Origin of the sequence: Actinomadura luteofluorescens (genome assembly GCF_013409365.1) — a bacterium.
Lineage (GTDB): Bacteria > Actinomycetota > Actinomycetes > Streptosporangiales > Streptosporangiaceae > Spirillospora > Spirillospora luteofluorescens.
This window is the reverse complement of sequence record NZ_JACCBA010000001.1, coordinates 5108864-5126296: the sequence shown is the minus strand read 5'-3', so window position 1 is coordinate 5126296 and position 17433 is coordinate 5108864. Positions and strand designations below refer to the sequence as shown.

The 17433-nt window shown below is 71.2% G+C and carries 16 protein-coding genes; 3 read left to right on the top strand and 13 right to left on the bottom strand.

Translation table 11 applies throughout. The annotated features are described in order from the left end of the window. Nucleotides 1–17: 17 nt before the first annotated feature. From BJY14_RS23840 to BJY14_RS23780, 13 genes are all read right to left on the bottom strand, one after another. Nucleotides 18–866: a DODA-type extradiol aromatic ring-opening family dioxygenase gene (locus BJY14_RS23840; RefSeq protein WP_179845661.1), complete on the bottom strand. Its 849-nt coding sequence runs from the start codon at nt 864–866 to the stop codon at nt 18–20. Then, entirely contained in the window at nt 859–1722 is an 864-nt protein-coding gene (locus tag BJY14_RS23835; RefSeq protein ID WP_179845660.1) for a creatininase family protein, read from the bottom strand. The genes BJY14_RS23840 and BJY14_RS23835 overlap by 8 nt, the downstream gene beginning before the upstream one ends. Continuing rightward, complete coding sequence (locus BJY14_RS23830; RefSeq protein ID WP_179845659.1) at nt 1715–2581, bottom strand: ABC transporter ATP-binding protein; 867 nt, start codon at nt 2579–2581, stop codon at nt 1715–1717. Before BJY14_RS23830 ends, BJY14_RS23835 begins: the two co-directional genes overlap by 8 nt. After that, the gene (locus tag BJY14_RS23825; RefSeq protein ID WP_179845658.1) at nt 2578–3366 is read right to left on the bottom strand and encodes an ABC transporter permease; all 789 of its coding nucleotides are present in this window, start codon (nt 3364–3366) and stop codon (nt 2578–2580) included. Before BJY14_RS23825 ends, BJY14_RS23830 begins: the two co-directional genes overlap by 4 nt. Next, the gene (locus tag BJY14_RS23820; RefSeq protein ID WP_179845657.1) at nt 3363–4163 is read right to left on the bottom strand and encodes an ABC transporter permease; all 801 of its coding nucleotides are present in this window, start codon (nt 4161–4163) and stop codon (nt 3363–3365) included. Before BJY14_RS23820 ends, BJY14_RS23825 begins: the two co-directional genes overlap by 4 nt. 39 nt (nt 4164–4202) lie before the next feature. After that, entirely contained in the window at nt 4203–5198 is a 996-nt protein-coding gene (locus BJY14_RS23815; RefSeq protein ID WP_179845656.1) for an ABC transporter substrate-binding protein, read from the bottom strand. A gap of 42 nt (nt 5199–5240) precedes the next feature. Beyond that, complete coding sequence (locus tag BJY14_RS23810) at nt 5241–6026, bottom strand: 2-keto-4-pentenoate hydratase (protein WP_179845655.1); 786 nt, start codon at nt 6024–6026, stop codon at nt 5241–5243. A 322-nt stretch (nt 6027–6348) separates the two neighbouring features. Further along, nucleotides 6349–7920, bottom strand: a complete 1572-nt coding sequence (locus tag BJY14_RS23805; RefSeq protein ID WP_179845654.1) for a putative type IV secretion/conjugal transfer ATPase — start codon at nt 7918–7920, stop codon at nt 6349–6351. Further along, on the bottom strand, nt 7917–9398 hold the full coding sequence (locus tag BJY14_RS23800; protein WP_312879374.1) for an SCO6880 family protein: 1482 nt from the start codon (nt 9396–9398) through the stop codon (nt 7917–7919). The genes BJY14_RS23805 and BJY14_RS23800 overlap by 4 nt, the downstream gene beginning before the upstream one ends. 24 nt (nt 9399–9422) lie before the next feature. Then, entirely contained in the window at nt 9423–10898 is a 1476-nt protein-coding gene (locus BJY14_RS23795) for a G-protein coupled receptor (RefSeq protein ID WP_179845653.1), read from the bottom strand. Nucleotides 10899–10968: 70 nt separating this feature from the next. Further along, nucleotides 10969–12003 carry a hypothetical protein gene (locus BJY14_RS23790; RefSeq protein ID WP_179845652.1) on the bottom strand — a complete coding sequence of 345 codons (1035 nt, stop codon included), beginning with the start codon at nt 12001–12003 and terminating at the stop codon, nt 10969–10971. A gap of 59 nt (nt 12004–12062) precedes the next feature. Beyond that, the gene (locus BJY14_RS23785) at nt 12063–12371 is read right to left on the bottom strand and encodes a hypothetical protein (protein WP_179845651.1); all 309 of its coding nucleotides are present in this window, start codon (nt 12369–12371) and stop codon (nt 12063–12065) included. A 254-nt stretch (nt 12372–12625) separates the two neighbouring features. Continuing rightward, entirely contained in the window at nt 12626–13096 is a 471-nt protein-coding gene (locus tag BJY14_RS23780; RefSeq protein WP_179845650.1) for a DUF6668 family protein, read from the bottom strand. Between the two features lie 745 nt (nt 13097–13841). On the opposite strand from BJY14_RS23780, the gene BJY14_RS45500 reads away from it, so the two are divergent. From BJY14_RS45500 to BJY14_RS23765, 3 genes are all read left to right on the top strand, one after another. Beyond that, nucleotides 13842–14822, top strand: a complete 981-nt coding sequence (locus BJY14_RS45500) for a lytic transglycosylase domain-containing protein (protein ID WP_312879797.1) — start codon at nt 13842–13844, stop codon at nt 14820–14822. Nucleotides 14823–14883: 61 nt separating this feature from the next. Next, on the top strand, nt 14884–15468 hold the full coding sequence (locus tag BJY14_RS23770; RefSeq protein ID WP_179845649.1) for a hypothetical protein: 585 nt from the start codon (nt 14884–14886) through the stop codon (nt 15466–15468). Between the two features lie 93 nt (nt 15469–15561). Next, nucleotides 15562–17379: a type IV secretory system conjugative DNA transfer family protein gene (locus BJY14_RS23765; protein ID WP_179845648.1), complete on the top strand. Its 1818-nt coding sequence runs from the start codon at nt 15562–15564 to the stop codon at nt 17377–17379. Nucleotides 17380–17433 lie beyond the last annotated feature (54 nt).

The following is a 17433-nucleotide window of genomic DNA, read 5'->3' as shown; positions in this document are numbered from 1 at the left end:
TCGTGTAGGCGGAGGGGTCATGAAAGGTCCCAGCGGACCGCGCCGAAGCCGCAGCGCCACTGGTCGACGGCCGCGTACCCCAGGGCCTTGCACGGGCGCGGGCCGATGGCGCCCATGACGACCATCCAGGACAGCAGTTCCGCGGTGCCGCCGGAGCCGGCCTCTTCCATCCGCTCGAACGTCGCGTCGGTGAGGACCTTCTCGTGGTCGCCCTCCACCAGCAGGTCCATCCACCAGCGGTCGAACTTCTCGTCGATCTCCATGTAGCGGGGCCCGCCCGGCTCGTGGGAGAGGCCGCCCGAGCCGAGCAGCCCGACCCGCAGCCCCGCGGGGAGCCGGGTGCGGATGGCCTCGCCGAGCGTCTCGCCGAGCGCGTAGCAGACGCGCTCGTCCGGGACGGGCGGCACCGTGCAGTTCTGCAGCACGGGGACGACCGCCACACCGGTCGAGACGATGTCCGCCATGGTGACGGGGACCGAGAGGTTGTCGTCGTAGCGGAGGTTCTCGCGGACCGCGCGGACGCGCGGCGCCCGGTCCTTGACGCTCTCGTACAGGACTTCGGCCACGTCGGGACGTCCGGGAAGCTCGTAGTCCGGGACGCGCAGCCAGGGCTTGAACCACTCGTCAGGCCCGGTGTGCCGTTCGGCCGTGCCGAAGGTGAAGTCGGCGTAGTCGCTGACCAGCCCGTTCGCGATGTGGTCGTTGGCGATGACCAGGAGCACGTCGGTGCGGGACTCCACGAGGGCGGCGTGGATCTCGGCGTAGGCCGCCAGCACCGTCCTCTGATCGGCCTCGGGGGCCTTGTCGAACCAGCCGGTGAGGCCGGGAGCGTGGCTTGCGGCCATGGCGACGCTGATCTCAGCCATGGTTCCTCCGTCCTGTCTGAGGGTGGGCCGGGGCGGTCCGCCCCAGGCGCGACGCGATCGCGTCGGCGGCCTGCTCGGCGGCGGTGGTCTGGATGCGGTGCCCTTCGGCGGCGTCGGCCGCGGCCGGGTCGCCGAAGTAGCCGTCCGGGGTGACGCGGCGTGCGTGCTCGTAGCCCTGGCGCCATACGGCCAGTTCGCTGGGGCCGAGGCCGCTCGGCTCCAGCCGCGCGCGGACCTCCTCGCGCACCAGCCGCGGGTGGGTGTGCATCATGAGGGACGTCTCCCAGGACCCGGCGTGGACGTCGACCGGACCGTCCGGCGGGCCCTCGTCCGGTCCGTAGAGCGTCAGGTACGGGTCGTCGGCGGCGAGGCCGATGCGCCGGGCCAGCGCGGGTTCGGTCACGAAGCTCGCGTCCGCGTCCGTCCGCTCGCAGGCCGCTCTGACCCCGTCGTGGACGGTGCGGTTGTGCAGCGCGTCGCCGTGCCCGGAGAAGCAGAACACGTGCCTGAAGCCGTCGCGCGCCATCCCGGCGAGCAGGTCGGCCATGACCTCCCGCATCAGCTCGGGCCGCACCCCGTAGGACGCGGGGAACGCCCCCGAGACCACGTTGACGCCCCAGTAGTAGGGCGGCACGATCAGCGCCTCGACGCCGCGTTCGGCCAGCAGCGCCCGGACGGCGTGCAGCCGGGCCATGGGCAGGTAGACGTCCGTCCCGGTCGGCAGGTGCGGGCCGTGCTGCTCGATGACGCCGAACGCCCAGAGCAGCACCGCGCCCGACCGGGCGGCCGCCTCGACCTCGTGCCAGGTCAGTTCCGCCAGCGTGCCGTCGAGGACGTCGCGGGTGCCGTCATCCATCGCGGCCCTCCCCGGGACGGGCGCGGTCGCGCTGGTGGTAGGTCTTGGCCCGCTGCACCTGCGAGTAGACGTGCGCGCGCAGCTCCGCGAAGCGCGGGTCGGAGCGGGTCGCCAGCTGCTCGCGCTCGGCGGGCAGGTCGATCGGGATGTCGTCCATGATCACGGTGGGGGCGGCGGAGAGCACCAGGACGCGCTGGCCCAGGTACACCGCCTCCTCGATGTCGTGGGTGACGAACAGCACCGTCATGCCGAGCCGCCGCCACAGCTCGCGGGTGAGGTCCTCCAGCTCCGCGCGGGTCTGGGCGTCCACCGCGGCGAACGGCTCGTCCATGATCAGCACCGCCGGCTCGTAGGCGACGGCGCGGGCGATCGCCACCCGCTGCTGCATGCCGCCGGAGAGCTGCCAGGGGTAGGCGCCCGCCGCGTCCGCCAGGCCGACCGACTCCAGCGCCTCGGCCACCAGCTCGCCGCGCCGCCCCTTGGGAACCTTCTTCTGCTTCAGCGGCAGCTCGATGTTCCGCTCGACGGACAGCCACGGGAACAGGCTCCGCCCGTACTCCTGGAACACCACCGCCATGTTCTCCGGCGGCCGCAGCACGGGGCGGCTCTCCAGCACCACCTCTCCGCCGCTCGGAGTCAGGAGGCCGGCGACGCACTTCAGAAGGGTGGTCTTGCCGGCCCCCGACGGCCCCACGATGCAGGCCAGTTCTCCGGCGGGGATCCCGAAGGTGAGGTCGCGCACCGCCTCCACGGTGCGGCCGGCCGTCTGGTAGGTCTTCCTCAGCCCCCGCACGTCGAGCAGGACCGAGCCGCTCCCGGTGCCCACCGCGGCGGGGGACGCGATATCCGTGCCGGTCATGACTTTCCTTTCTGGGCTTGGCGCCATCCCCGGTACCAGCGCAGCGCGCGCGCCTCGAACCGCCCGAACAGCAGCGACAGCAGGAACCCCAGCAGGCCGAGCAGGAGGATCCCGCTCCACATCTCGGGGATCTCGAACCCGCGCTGGAACTGGACGATCGTGTAGCCGAGGCCGCTGGAACTGGCGAACATCTCGCTGATCACCATGAGGATGATCGAGATCGACAGCGCCTGCCGCATGCCGGTGACGATCTGCGGGGAGGCGGCCGGCAGCACCAGGCGGCGCAGCCGGGCGGCCCCGGTCAGGCCGTAGGAGCGGGCGGTGTCGGCCAGCACCTCGTCGATGGCGCGGACGCCCTCGGCGGTGTTGAGCAGCACCGGCCACATCGACCCGATGACGATGACGGTGATCTTCATGGTGTCGCCGATGCCGACGAACAGCATCAGCACCGGGATCAGGACGGGCGGCGGGACCGCGCGGAAGAACTCCAGCACGGGCTCGGCCAGCAGCCTGACCCGGCGGCTGGACCCCAGCAGGACGCCGAGGGTCACGCCGAGCGCCACCGCGCCGAGGTACCCGGCCGCCAGGCGGGCGACGCTGGGGAGGACGTCGTCGGCGAGGCGACCGGAGAACCACGTCTCGCCGAACGCGCTCAGGATGGTCCGCAGCGGGGGGAAGTAGAAGTCGGTGCTCGAAGCGGTCAGCACCCACCAGAGGGTCAGCAGCACCGCGGGCAGCCCGAGCAGGTAGCCGAGCCGTCCGGCGCCGCGGAGCAGGGTCCTCATGCCGGCACCTCCGTCCGCATCGACGCGTGCCAGGCCAGGACGCGCCGCTCCAGCGCCCGGGTCAGCAGGTTCACGCCGACGCCGAGCGCGCCGGTGACGAAGATCAGCGCGTACATCTCGGCGACGGCGTTGCTCGCCTGGGCCAGCCCGATCGCGCTGCCGAGACCGGGGGACCCGATGATGAGCTCGCCCGCGACGGCCAGGACCAGCGCCACCGAGGCCGCGAGCCGCACGCCCGTCAGCAGGTAAGGAAGCGCGGTCGGCCAGATCAGGTACCGCAGCCGGCCCCACCGGGAGAACCGGTAGGCGGCCGCGGTCTCCCGGGCGACGGGGTCGACGTCCTGCACCCCGTGGATCGCCTGCACCAGCACGGGCCAGCTCGCGGCGTACACCACCAGCAGGAGCGTCGAGCCGAGCCGCGTGCCGTAGAGCAGCACGGCCAGCGGGACGAGGGCGACCGAGGGGATCGGGCGCAGGAACTCGATGGTCGAGGCGGTCGCCTCGCGCAGGACCGGGACGCTGCCGATGAGCAGGCCCAGGCTCAGGCCGGCCGCGACCGCGATGGCCAGCCCGTACCCCCAGCCCCGGAGCGTGTCGAGCAGCGCGCCCCAGAACTCGGAGCTGCCGGCCTCACCGCCCAGTGCCCGGACGATCGCGCTGAACGGGGGCAGCTCGTCCGGTGAGATCACGCCCGTCCGCGGCAGCACCTCCAGGAGGGCGGCGAAGGCGGCGACTCCGAGCAGGCCGAGGAGCGGGTCGGGCACGGCGACTCCGCGCCGCCGACTCTTGATCACCATGATGTCCTCGTCAGGTCACTCGTCATGTCACGCGGCATGTCACTGGGCGAACAGCTCGTCCAGCGGACGGGTGCTGCCGATCAGGCCGGTCTCGACGGTGAGCTGGGCGAGCGGCGCGATCTCGGACTTGCCGGCCTCCGGGTTCCAGCCGGGCAGGGTCGCCTTGTCGCTGAGCCCCGGCTCCAGCTTCAGATAGCCGTTCAGCGCGGCGCGCGCCTCGTCCGGGTGCTGCTCGGCGTACTGGAGGGACTCCTTCAGCGCGGCGGAGAAGCGCTTCACGACGTCGGGGTTCTTGGCCGCGTACTGCTTGGAGGTGAACCAGCCGGCGAACGGCAGGTTCGCACCCATCGCGGCGTAGCTGACCGGCAGCGGCCTGGCGCCCTGGCCCTTGGTGACCGTGATGAACGGTTCGCTGAGCATCGCGGCGTCCACCTGGCCGGACTTCAGCGCGGCGGGCATGTTGGGGATGGGCACCTCCACCAGGGTCACGTCGGCCTTCGCGAGCCCGTTCTTCTTGAGGACCGACGCGACGGCGACCTCGTTGATGCCCTTGAGGGTGTTGATCGCGATCTTCTTGCCCTTGAGGTCGCCCACCTTGGCGATCCCCGGGTTCGCCGTCATCAGCTGCCCGGACCCGTCCTTCACCGGGTCGTCGGAGGCGCGGGCGCCGACGGAGACCATCGTCACCGGCACGCCCTTCTCGCGGGCGACGAGCAGGCTGACGAGGTTGGAGTAGCCGAACTGGAAGTCGCCGCTGACCACGGCGGGGACGATGGCGGCGCCGCCCTGGGCGTCCTGCGTGGTGACGTTCAGCTTGTGGCGGGCGAACACGCCCTTGCTGATGCCGAGCTTCACCGGGGCGATGTCGATGATGGGGATGACGCCGAGCTTCACCTCCGCCTCGCCGGAGGCGGAGACCTCGCCGTCGGCGCCGGAACCGCAGCCGGTGAGGGCCGTCAGCCCCAGCACGGCGGTGGCCGCGCCTGCGATGAGCGGTGTGAGGCGCCTGCGGCGGCCGCGTTGGAAGAAGGACATGTCGGTACTCCTGGGCGAAGGCGCGGTGGGCGCGGTGGGGCGTTAGTGGGTTCCAGTGAGTGACAGGGCTCCGAGTGAGTCGAACGCCACGGAGACGGTGCCGCCGGGATGCAGGGGGACGGCGTCGGTGAGTCCGCCGGTGAGGACGATCCAGCCGGGTTCGATGGCCAGCCCTCGCTCGGCCAGCCCGTTGGCGGCGAGCGCGAGAGCGTTGGCCGGGTGCCCGAGGACGGCCGCGCCGTTCGCGGTGTCGACGGTGTCGCCGTCGACACCCAGCCGGCAGGACTCCGCCGCCAGATCGAGTCCCCCGGGCGGGACGGCGTGGCCGGAGATGACGAAACGGCAGGCGGAGGCGTTGTCGGCCACCACGTCCGGCAGGGCGAAGTCGAAGTCGCGGTAGCGGCTGTCGATGACCTCGAACCCGGCGTGCACGCTCTGGACCGCGCCCATCGCCTGCTCCGCCGTGACGCCCGGGCCGCTCAGCCGCGCGCCCATGACGAAGGCGATCTCGGGCTCGACGCGCGGGTGGATGAAGTCCCCCACGGCCAGCGGCTCGCCGGGCGTCAGGGCCATCGCGTCGGTGAGCCAGCCGGTCAGCGGGACGTCGACGCCCATCCGCCGCTGCTTCGCGACCGAGGTCAGTCCGAGCTTCACCCCGACGACGGTCTGCCCGGCGCTCGCCTTGCGGGCGAGCAGGGCGTCCTGGATCCGGTAGGCGGTGCCGAGGTCGAGGTCCGGCCACCCTTCGGTGATCCTCGCCCCGTCCTCGCGGCCGTGCTCGCGGCGCAGCAGTTCGCCGACGGTGGTGTCGATCGTCCACTCGGACATGGCGTGGTCCTTCTCTCGTGCAGAGCCAGGGCGGGCGTCCCCGGGCGGGCGGCTCAGCCCGTCCCGGACACCACCGGTGCGATGACCTGCGATGTCGACGCGTCTCCGTGACGCATCAACCTAAAACACCTAATGGATATATTCAATAGGTCCATACGATCTGTTCAAGATCTGGTGAGGCGAGCGCGCAGCACGAGGAGCGCGCGCAGGGGCGCGCGCGAGAGGGCGCGCGCGAGAGGGCGCGCGCGAGAGGGCGCGCGAAAAGACGGCGCCCGCCCCGCGGCTCGTTGCCGCAGGACGGGCGCCGTGGCGACCGTGCCGGTCAGATGGCTCCGGCGGGAGGCCTCGTGGTCGAGTTGGTCCAGCGCTTGTTGGTGTCGTTGACGTCCCGCTCGACGGAGGTGAGCTCCACCTTGAACGGGATGCCGGGCCGGCCGCCGACCTTGACCAGGAACCTCCCCCGTCCCGGGGGCTCGCTGTCCCGCCCGAGCTCGGGGTTCCACGACGGCGGCGTGGACCAGTCGACGATCATGCGTTCCTCGATCGAGGACATCCGGACCACCTCGTTCACCATCGGCATCTCCGCCTGCGGCAGCCCGCCGCAGATCACCATGCCCGCGCGCTCGGCGAAGCCCTTGGCCTTGAGCCGGTCCGCCCGGTCGCTCAGCGACAGCAGGTCGGCCATGGTGTGCGTGATCATCACCTGACCCGTGCCGCGCTGCCGGTTGAGGCGGGTGAGGGCGTCGACCCGGTCCACCAGGCCCCGCCCGGACCGCAGCACCCGCCACAGCTCGTCGAGCACGACGAAGAAGTGCCGCTGCGGTTCGAGCCCCTCGTCGGCCAGCGCGTGCGCGGCCTCGATCGAGCCGAACCCGTCCGACCAGCACGCCAGCAGGACGGCCGCCTGCAGCTCGGCGTCGGCGTCGTCGATGCCGCTGATGTCGATGCAGACGCCGCCCGGATTGTCCAGCTCGATGGCGGTGGTCGTCTGGTGCGCGAACGTCTCGCCCATCGGACCGTCCAGGACGCCGAGCAGGGAGGCGTGCAGCGGGTCGACGGCCGCGCGGTACCGCGCCTCGTCCCCGCGCGCCAGGGTCACCGCGCGGAGCCGCTCCGGCCCGTCGTCGATCACCTTGATGAGGTCGGGCAGGACGGGCACGCCGCGGTGGCGCTCGTCCAGTACCCGCAGGGCCGCATTGAGGACGGTGCGCTCGGTGTCGGCGATCGGGGCCCCGCGCAGCAGCGTGACCAGCGCGCTGACCATGTTCAGCCGGCGGCCGTGCGCGTCGGCCATCAGCTTGTTGCGCGCCGCCTCGGGGAGCCTGGCCGCCGCGCCGGCCGTCGCGCCGGGGTCGAGCACGTTCAGCGAGCCCAGCCCGCGGCCGAGCTTGATGATCTGCCCGCCCATCGCCCGGATCAGATCGACGTAGTCGGGTTTGAGGTCGCCGAGGACCATGGGGAACACCCCCTGCCCGACCAGCCCGACCACCATGCGGCGGATCAGCGTCGACTTGCCCAGCCCCGGCTTGCCCAGCAGCAGGGCCGACGGGTTGTGGATCAGGTTCGCCCGCTGGAACCACGAGATCGGATCGCAGCACAGCGCGGCGCCGGTGGTGAGCTCCCGGCCGAGCGGCACCCCCACCATCGGCGTCCCCGACCCGGCCCCGAACGGCCAGAGTCCGCACACCTGGACCGTGGTGCCGCGCCATTCCGAAGGCATCTCCACGTAGGAGGCCCGGCCGCCGCCCCGGCGGGTGAACCCCCGGAACCCCGGCTTGAGCTCGGGCTTCTCCTTCTTGCCCTTCTTCGCCTTCCCGCCCCCCTTCCCGCCGTCCTGTTCGGCGGGAGGCGCCGCGGTCACGCCGCCGGGGGCCTGTTTCGCGGAACGCCTCACAGGGACTCCCTCACAAGCGCCGGCACCTGAAGGTGGTCGGGAAGGACGATGCCCAGCGGGAGGGCGGCCGCGAACGCCGACGCCTGCGACCCGTACATCTGCCGCAACCGCAGCCGCGCGGGGCCCGTGAGGGTGTCGACGGCGGCCGCCGCGACGGGAAGCTCGTCGGCCGAGCGGACGGTGGCGGTGACGAGGACGGTGAACCGGATGACCCCCGCTCCCCGGGCCTCCTCCAGGGCCGACTGGTCGCTCTTCATGACGTCGATCTCGTTCCGGGCGGCGCTGGAGGCGCCGTCGAGACGGAACCGCGAGTCGCGGCGGTCCCGCTCCACGATCCGGGCCGCGGAGGCCGGATCGTGCGGCCGGTAGAGGAAGGTGACGCGCTTGCGGGCGATGTCGTGGTGCGGGGCCACCAGCCCGGTCATCACGTTGGACAGCACCTCGCCCCGCGGCGCCTCCGACATGCCCCAGGTGATGGAGCAGCCGCTGTCGTGGACGTAGTGGTCCCACGACTCCTGCGCCGCGACCGGCCCTGCGTCCTCCCAGCGCGTCTCCTGGTCCTCGGCGGACTCCAGAACCGTCTGCGCGTCCGGGTCGTAGGCGATCCGGACGGCGCGGGCGAGCTCCTTCGCGGTCAGCGCGCGGGCGGACCCGGCGCCGGTCATCGACAGCCCGGAGACCAGCCCGGGGATGCGCATCCCGATCTCCCGCACCATGGCGTCCTGGTCGCGGCGCTTGCCTCCGAGGTGCGGCAGGGCCGCGTAGGTGACCGCGATACGGGTGGAGACCCGCGCGCTGCCCACCGGGTAGTTCCAGACGATCTCGTCCAGGGCCTTCCGGGCCAGCTCGGGCGCGTTCGGGTCGGTGTTGGCGTAGATCTCCTCCCGGAGGCGCGTCCCGGTGTCGGGGGCCGTCTCGATGGTCACGCTCGCGGCGACGAGGCCCGGCTCGTAGCTGAGCGAGGCCATCCACTGCCCCCAGTGGGAGACCCACGTGTCGATCTGGCTCTGGTCGACCAGCGCCGCCCCCTCGGCGTTGCACTCCAACACCACGGTGTAGTGCTTCGTCGAGGGGATCACGACCAGGGCGAACGGGCGCCCGTAGGAGTCGCGGCCCTCCACCAGCCGGGACTGCGCGAGCAGCCCCGGAAGCCGGCACGAGCCGTGCGGGACGACGCTGAGCGGTCCCGAACGGTAGAGGTGCCACCCCTGGGAGCGCCCCGACCACCAGGTCACCCGCGCCGTGAGCGACTGGAGGGCGGTCCGCCCGTGCGCGTCCTGGATGACCAGGGGCAGCATGACCAGCCCCAGCAGCACGACGCCGATCAGGCTCACCATCAGCGACACCGTCGCGATCAGGGTGATGGTGATCAGCCCGATCATGAGGATCAGCGTGCCGGCCAGCCCCAGCCGCCCGATCCCCGGGGAGACCGGCTTCCGCCAGTTCCCGTAGGTGGGTTCACGATAGTCGGACGCCACGTCGGTTCACCTCATTCCTTCGGCCTACGGACTGCCACTTGGACCCCTCCCGCCACCGGTGCTGCCGCTCGGGCCGCTGTTCCCGGAAGGCGGTGTACGCCCGGGGTTCCCGCCCGAGGGTCCGCCCGAGGAGGAGCCGGGGTCGGGGGGCCGGTAGCTGGGAACCTCACTGCCGTTGCCCCCGATGGAGGAGAAGTCAGGATCAGGGACGTCGTACGCGGGAACGTCGTACGCGGGGACGTCATATGGGGGAGCGCTGGAGGAGGGGTCGGCCCCCGAGGGGCCCTGTGGATCCCCGCCCGAACCGTAGTCCGGACCACCGCCCGGACCGTTGCCCGAACCGCCGCCCGTGTTACCGCCGGGTGCGCCGCTGGGCGAGCCGCCCGGCCCGCCACCGGGTCCGCCGGGTCCCCCGGGGCCGCCACCCTGGCCGCCGCCCGGATTGCCCCCGGGTCCGCCGCCCGGGCCGTTGTTCGGAGGCGGAGTCGGTGCGCCGCCACCTGAACCGCCGCCCGGATTACCGCCGCCGCCCCAGCCGCCACCGCCGCCACCGCCGCCCGTCCGGTTGCTGCGCACCGGAGTCGCCGCGCTGCCGCTGCTACCGCCGCTCAGCAGGCCCGTGACGAAGCCCGCCGCCCGTCCGCGCATGGTCATCGCGGTACCGCCGTAGGTGAAGTGGCCGACCTGGCGGATGCCGAAGAAGCTGAGCCCCTCCGTGGCCGCGGGCATCACCGCGCGCATGGTCGCCGGCAGGGCGAACACCGACCCGGCGGCGAGGGCCAGGCCGAAGAGGCGGTCGGCCTCGTAATTGGACGCCATCAGCGCCAGGGCCCCGCCATCGATCGTCGCGATGACCGGCTTGACCACGACGAAGGAGACCAGCAGGCCGACGCACTGCCGGTAGGCGGCGTTCCCGTAGGTGGTGAACCTCGCCGCGGCGAGGGCCGGCAGGATCCCGACCAGGATGATCAGGGCGCCGCTCCGGAAGAGCATCAGCACGAACTGGATCGCCGACGAGAGCGCGGCGGCGAGGGCGAAGAAGGCCAGGATGAACGACGTGTCGCCCTGGTCGCCGCCGAGCAGGTCGAGGCCGTTCTTCCAGTTGTCGATCCAGGCGTCGCCCTTCGGCCCCATGCCCTCGATGATCCAGTGGGAGTACCTGTCCCCGGCGATGTTCAGCAGGTTGACCAGCGTGGCCAGCGTCAGGATGATGACGGCCAGTTCGAAGAACTGGGTCATCGCCTGCCGGAAGGGTTCGCCCTTGCGCTGGATCGCGATCCTGAAGGCCGCGACGAGGAACCCGGCGAACGCCATCGCGGCGACCAGCCAGTTGGTGTACTCGCGGAGCATGAAGAGCACTCCGCCCTTCTCACCCGTCAACTGCACGCTGTAGGCGCTGTCGCTCATCCACCAGGTGAGGAACGTCTGGAAAGTGGACAGCGCCCAGTCCAGCAGTTTTTTGACGAGCCACGCCCATGCCTCGTTGAGCAGATCATCCATCAGGAACCACCTGGACGGCACGGAGCGGGAACCACGAAGTCGATCGACGCACGCACGATGGGCTTTCTTCTCAGAAGGGGTCGACCAGAAGACTGATGAAGGCGATGGCCAGCCCGGAGCCCGCCATGACGCATGCGATCATCACCCATCCCAGGCCGGCGGCATGTGCTCCGAACTCGCCCCTCTTGTGCTTGAGCGCCATATTGCCGCCGATGAGTATGAAGCCCAGCACGCAGGCCGTCAGTGCGGTCCAGAGCAGCCAGCGGAGCAAGGGCTCCACCGGTTCGGTGATCGCGCCCACTCCTTTGGCGTGGCCGCGCGGCAGCGCCGCGTCGGGCCGGGCGTTGATGTCCGGCTTTCTTCCGACGGGGGGCTTGAGTACCGTCGTCTTCTTATCAGAATGGTCTTTCATGCACTGCTTCGGGAACATCCCGCTGGTGTGCTGCCACTGATTGCAGTACTCCTCCACTCCCCCCACGCAATCGATCTTCGCCTGGTCGGTCTTCAGGTCCCAGCAGGAGTCGTTCTTCTTGTCTTCCTTCGGCCACTGGGCCGTATTACTGGTGTTGCAGTACCCGTCCGGATCCGAGTCGCTCCTGCGAAGGCAGACCTTGAGCTGGTACTTCGGTTCCGTGGTGCGCTTGTAGTCGGGAATCTGCGCCTCGTCGCACTTGCCTTTTTCGCCCGCGCGCACGCTGGCCACTTCTTTCCCGTCGACGAGGGCGTAGCCGCGCGCCAGGTGGCCGTCGCTGTTGTGGTCGCACACCCTGATCCGACCGGTTTCGGGGTCGAACTGGAGCTTGCCGCCGGGGTCGGTGTCGATGGTCTCGATGTCGTCGGTCTTGTCCCAGTCGACCGGCGCTCCCAGCGCCGCCAGCCCGACGGTCGCCACCCGGCCCGGAGCCCGGCCGGCCGGGACGGCGTCGACGGCGAGCCGAACCCGTCCGGCGGCGAACGGATCCACCGGCTGAGAGCGTTCCAAGGCCTCCGTCCCGGGCGGCCCGCTCAGGACGACCTCGGGCACGGGAGCGGGCAGGAGGCCGATCACGAGCAGGGCCGCGCCCAGCGCGAGGAGCGCGGCGGACAGGACGGACCCGCGGCGCACGGGCCCCCCGCTCCTGCGGCCCCTCTCGCCCGCTGCGCGGAGGTCTCGGGGCGCCGGCATCAAGAAGCGAGGTTTCTGACGATCAATCCCGCGCTGACGATGAGCAGGCAGCCGAAGCCCACGATGAACATGCTTCCTATGTGGCTGCCCCCCTCACCCTTCTTGTGCTGGATCCCCATCCGGGCGCCGATGATGACGAAACCCGCCACGCAGGCCAGCAGTCCGCCCCAGGCGGCCCAGCCGAGCAGCTTCTCGAGCTTCTTCGCGAACGGCGGCGCCTCGCCCTGCCCGGGGTTCGGGATGTCCCTGGCAAGGGCGACCGCATGGTCGAGCAGGTGGGCCGTCCACGTGATCGTCGCGTCGAGCATGCGCGTCCTCCGAGATGAGTGGGTCGAGGTACTGACCGGCCGTGCGCAGGCGGTGGGCGACTTGGCCGGGGCTCACCGGCAGGTCGCGGCACATCCACCGCCCGAATGATCGATAAGCCCCGCCCGGAAGGGGTCTTGGCGCCGATCGCGACTGGACCGGCGGGGCACCTTCCGAGCACGGTTCTGTGCTTGTACTGAACGGTCCGGGGGCCGAAGTGATCGTCAAGCGCCGCGGGACGGCGACTCTGACACGATCACGCGGGAACCAGACCGCTCATGTCGCGGACCAGACGCGCGTAGGCGGCGGGGAGCCTCACCCCGTCCGGCGGCTCGCCGAGCCGGAAGGCCTCCACCCACGGCAGGTCCCAGAGTTGGGGCACGCCGCCGGCGATCAGTCGGAGAAGGTCCGCCAGCGGTTTCGGACGCTTCCCCGGAGCGTCGGCCACCACTGCCAGACCCACCAGTTCCACGCCCGGGAGCACGCCCGCGGCCCACTGCGCCACGGCCGTCTGAGCGGCGCACAGCCCGGCCGCGTGGCTCCTGGCGACCAGCAGTACCTGAGACCGGCCCGCGGGTGCGGGCGTCGGCCAGTAACGTCCTGCGCTCACGCTGTTGGCGATGAGCGCGGCCAGCGTCGAGGCGCCGGCTCCCCCATGGCACGAGGAGAGCCAGAGTCCCGGGGCCCGGCCGTTGTAGCGGACCAGCCCGAGCGCGCTCCTCGGCACGGGTCCTTGTTCTGCGGGTATGACCGCCTGTGCGGCGAATCCCTCGCCTGAGGGCCGCCCATGCTGCACCGGGTACGCGGATGCGCCCGGCATGCCCGGCGAAGCCTCCGGGCCGTTCCCCCCGCGCTGCAGGGCGTCGCTCTCAGTTGCCTGCATCACGGGTGCCCACCTCCGGAAAAGTCGCGAGCGGCTCTGCGCCCGCCGGCACCGGCTCTGCGCCAGTGAAGATCAACCGTACTACCGTGACCGTCCGTGGGCTGTCATATCCGTCAACTCGCCACGTTCCCGACTCCCCGCCGCTCGCTCCCCGAGCCGGGACACGCGGGACGCAACAAGCACCTTGCGTCACCGCACGTTGACCGCACTGTCTTGGTCGGTGGGTCCCAGGCGGCTGGGACATGCCCGAAGAGCACGCCGACGGTGGCGGCTCGGCGCTCCGTCCCCCCGGCGGGGGAGAGCGGCGACGGCACCGCCGATCTTGGAAGGTCACGTCATCAACTGTTCCGGGAATGACCCTCGATGGTGACTTTCAGCCTGGGAAAGTTCATCCTCAGGACAGGCTGCCTCGGGTCGGTCGGCATTCTTGCGCTCATGGTCGCGGTAATGTTCGTGGCGATCCAGAACGTCCTTTCGGGCGGCATCACCAACGTGTGCAGTCCGTTGAATCCCGACGGCCCCGCCCCGCTGAGTCCGGCGCCCAAGCCGAGCCCCGGAACCGGGGGCCCGACCGTGGCTCCGGTGTCCTATCACCGCAGTCTGGGTAAAGGACCGCTCGATTCCGAAACCGTGCAGAACGTGGCCGCGCCCGCCCAGGCCCCCCGCGAACAGCATCCCCGCCAACTACGTCAAGCTCTACCAGGCCGCGGGGCCCAAGTACGGCATCCCCTGGTACGTGCTCGCCGGAATCGGAAAGGTCGAGACCGACCACGGCCGGTCCACACTGCCGGGCGTCTCCTCAGGGGAGAATTTCGCCGGTGCGGGCGGTCCGATGCAGTTCCTGCAAGCCACCTTCAACGCTTATGCGGTCGACGGCCCGACTATCGACGGACAGGGCGAACTCGGCAAGCCCGACGGCAAGAAGAGCCGCTACGACCCATCGGACGCGATCTTCAGCGCAGCGAACTACCTGCACGCCAGCGGCGCGCCCGCCGACACCCGGAAGGCGATCTACGCCTACAACCATTCCTGGGACTACGTGGACCTGGTGCTGTCGTGGGCCGAGCGGTACGCGGGCGGAAAATTCTCCCTCGGCGGGGCCAACAACGCCGGAACGTCGTGCACCTCGTTCGACAACGTCGGCAACTGGAAGCCCGGATCGGCCTGCCCCAGCGGCGGGGCCATGGTCGCGGGCAACATCACCAGGCGGATGGCCTGCGTCCGCGACCAGATCAAGACCCAGTTCGGCGTCCCCCGCGGGATCGGCTGCTACCGCAAGGAGGGCGGCATCCCCGGCGGCGGCGAACACCCCCTCGGCCGCGCCTGCGACTTCATGATCAGCTCAGGGGCGCCGGACTCCGGCGAGGTCAAGCTCGGCTACGACATCGCCAACTGGGCCAAGGCCAACGCCGAACGCCTCGGCATCGACTACATCATCTACCGCCAGCACATCTGGAACCCGACCCGGGCCGCCGAGGGATGGCGGCAGATGGAGGACCGCGGCGGCCTGACGGCCAACCACTTCGACCACGTCCACATCTCCGTGCTGGGCGACCAGCGTGCCGCCTGACCGGCGGGCGGCCTGACCGCGCCGCACCACGAACCCGCCCACCACCTTCCAGGAGGAGCCCATGGCCGCCCCCGGCCGCCCGCCGCGCCTCGTGTTCCTCGTCGCGCTCACGTGCGCCGTCGCCTCCTGCGGGTCTCCCCGGGCCACGCCGGAAGCCAAGGCCGCGCCCACCGCCGCGATCTCCTCACCGGCACCCGCGTCCGCGTCCCCGTCACCGCCCGGCGGCCTGCCCGACCTCACCCGGCTCGACCAGCACGACGCCACCGCGGTCTCCAAGGCGGCGCTCACCCTGATGTGGATCGTCGACTCCACCACCGATCACAGCCAGCGCGATGCCTACCAGCGGGCGGCCCCCCTTCTGGACGAGGCCTACAAGAGGTCGGTCGCCGCCCAGCCCGGCGGCGGCGTTCCAGGACTGTGGACCGAGCACCGCGCCTACGCCAAGGTCCGCCTCACCCCGCAACGCCCCCAGGGCGACGTCCCCGCCGACACGCCCACGCTGGCTCACCGGGGCTGGGAGATCACCGTCATCCCCACCGGCCGGGACAGGTGGAAGGGCGCCCCTGTCCACGCGACCGCGTTCGTCACTCTCAAGCGCAAGGACCCGAGCGCCCCGTGGCGCGTGTCGGCGGTCGGAACCGCGTGAAGCGGCCACCTGACCGCCTCGGAAGCGGCATGACCAGCGTGAACGCAGGGCTCGTCCCGCACATCGGGACATCACGATCGAGGAGGAGGCTCCATGGCCGGTAACGACGACGACGACGTCTACGTGGTCTTCATAGGTATCGGCCTGGTGACCGCCCTGCTGGGCGGGGCGAGCAGTTTCCTGACATGGCTGGCGGGCCAGTTGTCCGGCGTCCTCTCGGGCGGCGGATGGCCGGACTCCAGCCCGACGGACTGCCTGCACATCACCTGGAACCTCCTGCGCCATCCCACCGATCCGCGCGGTGCGTGGCCGCCCGTGGCCGCGGCGGCCCTGGGGTCGGCCCCCATCTTCTTCGCCCTGCTCGCGGTGCTGCTCACGTCAACGGCCGTGGGCGCCTACATCCTGATCCGGCTCCTGATGAACTGGCGCCGCCACCGGACGTTCCGCCGGCTGCGGCTGGGATTCGCCTCCGGCTGGGAGGTCCGCCAGCTGCTGAGCGCCCGGACCGTCCAGAGCAAGGCCGCGCAGGTCCGGCCGTCCACGCAGAACGTCCCCGCGCGCTCGGTGAGGCCCGAGGATGTCGGGTTCTACATCGGGAGGGACATCAGGTCCCGGCGCAAGCTGTACGCCTCGCTGGAGGACACCGCGGTCATCCTCGCGGCGCCGCGGCAGGGCAAGGACGTCCACTTCGTCACGCCGTTCACCATCGACGCGCCCGGCCCCTGCATCGTCACGTCCAGCCGGCGGGAGACGTTCATCAACACCGCCATGGTGCGGGCGCAGTTCGGCGAGGTCTACGTCTTCGACCCGTACAACTGGACCGGCTGGCCCAACCGGATGCGCTGGTCGCCGCTGCAGGGATGCGAGGACCCGAACGCGGCCGCGGTCCGGTCGGGGACGCTCGTGCAGTCGAGCGGTTTCGATCTCGGGCACGAGGGGGGCCATCTGCTCAGCGGCATCGTCACCATCATCCGCTGCCTGCTGCACGCCGGCGCGATCGGCAGGCTCAACTTCCGCGAGGTGATGCGCTGGGTCTACGAGGCCAACGGAGAGGAGGCACTGGAGATCCTGCGCCAGGGCGAGCGCGAGGGACGGGTCGGTGCCGGATACTCGGGGACGCTCGAGTTCAACATGCGGAACCAGGACCTGTGGGCCGGAGTCATCCAGGTCATGTCGTGCTTCTCGCAACCCGAGGTGCTGGCGGACTGCACGCCGGATCCCGGCGAGGAGTTCGACTTCAAGAAGTTCCTCCAGGGCCGGAACACCCTGTACTTCGTCGCCAAGAAGCAGAGCGACTGGGGTGGCATCGCCCCCATCGTCACGACCATCATCGAGCAGTACTTCCGCAGCGCGCGCGGTACGGCGATGAAGAACCCGAGCGGCCGCCTCGACCCGCCGCTGACGTTCGAACTGAACCAGGTGGCCGACATCTGCCCCCTCGGCGGCCTGTCCACCTACATGGGCGAGTCCGGCGGCTACTCCATCAGCGTGCACGTCTACCTGACGTCGCTGGCGGAGGCTCGCAAGGTGTGGGGCTCGGACGGCGCCGCGTCCATCTGGGACAACGCCACGGTCAAGATCATCTCGGGTGGCTCCGGTACGGCCAAGGACCTCTCCGACCTCTCCGACCTCGTGGGCAAGCACGACGGGAAGCAGATCCTCAGCCCCGAGGAGCTGCGGACCATGCCGTTCGGCCGCGCCGCCGTCGTCGCCGGCACCGCCCGTCCCGTCGAGATGTGGCTCACCCCCTGGTGGAAGCGCAAGGACCGCGAGGTCATCGCGCGGGGCAAGGCGGCGGCCGAGGCGCTGATCCAGAAGATGCACGCGGGCGCGCCCGCCGCGCCCGCAGCGACCCACGACCCGGGCGTGACGGGCGACGACGACAGCGACGCATCGGCCGTCGTCTGGTGAGAGGGCGGAGCGGTCGGCAGATCGGGGCCCGCCGGGTTGCGCGATGACGGCGCG

Excerpts from the sequence above, each read along its gene's own strand:
- BJY14_RS23840 (WP_179845661.1), bottom strand. The coding sequence starts at position 866 with ATGGCTGAGATCAGCGTCGCCATGGCCGCAAGCCACGCTCCCGGCCTC.
- BJY14_RS23835 (WP_179845660.1), bottom strand. The coding sequence starts at position 1,722 with ATGGATGACGGCACCCGCGACGTCCTCGACGGCACGCTGGCGGAACTG.
- BJY14_RS23830 (WP_179845659.1), bottom strand. The coding sequence starts at position 2,581 with ATGACCGGCACGGATATCGCGTCCCCCGCCGCGGTGGGCACCGGGAGC.
- BJY14_RS23825 (WP_179845658.1), bottom strand. The coding sequence starts at position 3,366 with ATGAGGACCCTGCTCCGCGGCGCCGGACGGCTCGGCTACCTGCTCGGG.
- BJY14_RS23820 (WP_179845657.1), bottom strand. The coding sequence starts at position 4,163 with ATGGTGATCAAGAGTCGGCGGCGCGGAGTCGCCGTGCCCGACCCGCTC.
- BJY14_RS23815 (WP_179845656.1), bottom strand. The coding sequence starts at position 5,198 with ATGTCCTTCTTCCAACGCGGCCGCCGCAGGCGCCTCACACCGCTCATC.
- BJY14_RS23810 (WP_179845655.1), bottom strand. The coding sequence starts at position 6,026 with ATGTCCGAGTGGACGATCGACACCACCGTCGGCGAACTGCTGCGCCGC.
- BJY14_RS23795 (WP_179845653.1), bottom strand. The coding sequence starts at position 10,898 with ATGGATGATCTGCTCAACGAGGCATGGGCGTGGCTCGTCAAAAAACTG.
- BJY14_RS23785 (WP_179845651.1), bottom strand. The coding sequence starts at position 12,371 with ATGCTCGACGCGACGATCACGTGGACGGCCCACCTGCTCGACCATGCG.
- BJY14_RS23770 (WP_179845649.1), top strand. The coding sequence starts at position 14,884 with ATGGCCGCCCCCGGCCGCCCGCCGCGCCTCGTGTTCCTCGTCGCGCTC.
- BJY14_RS23765 (WP_179845648.1), top strand. The coding sequence starts at position 15,562 with ATGGCCGGTAACGACGACGACGACGTCTACGTGGTCTTCATAGGTATC.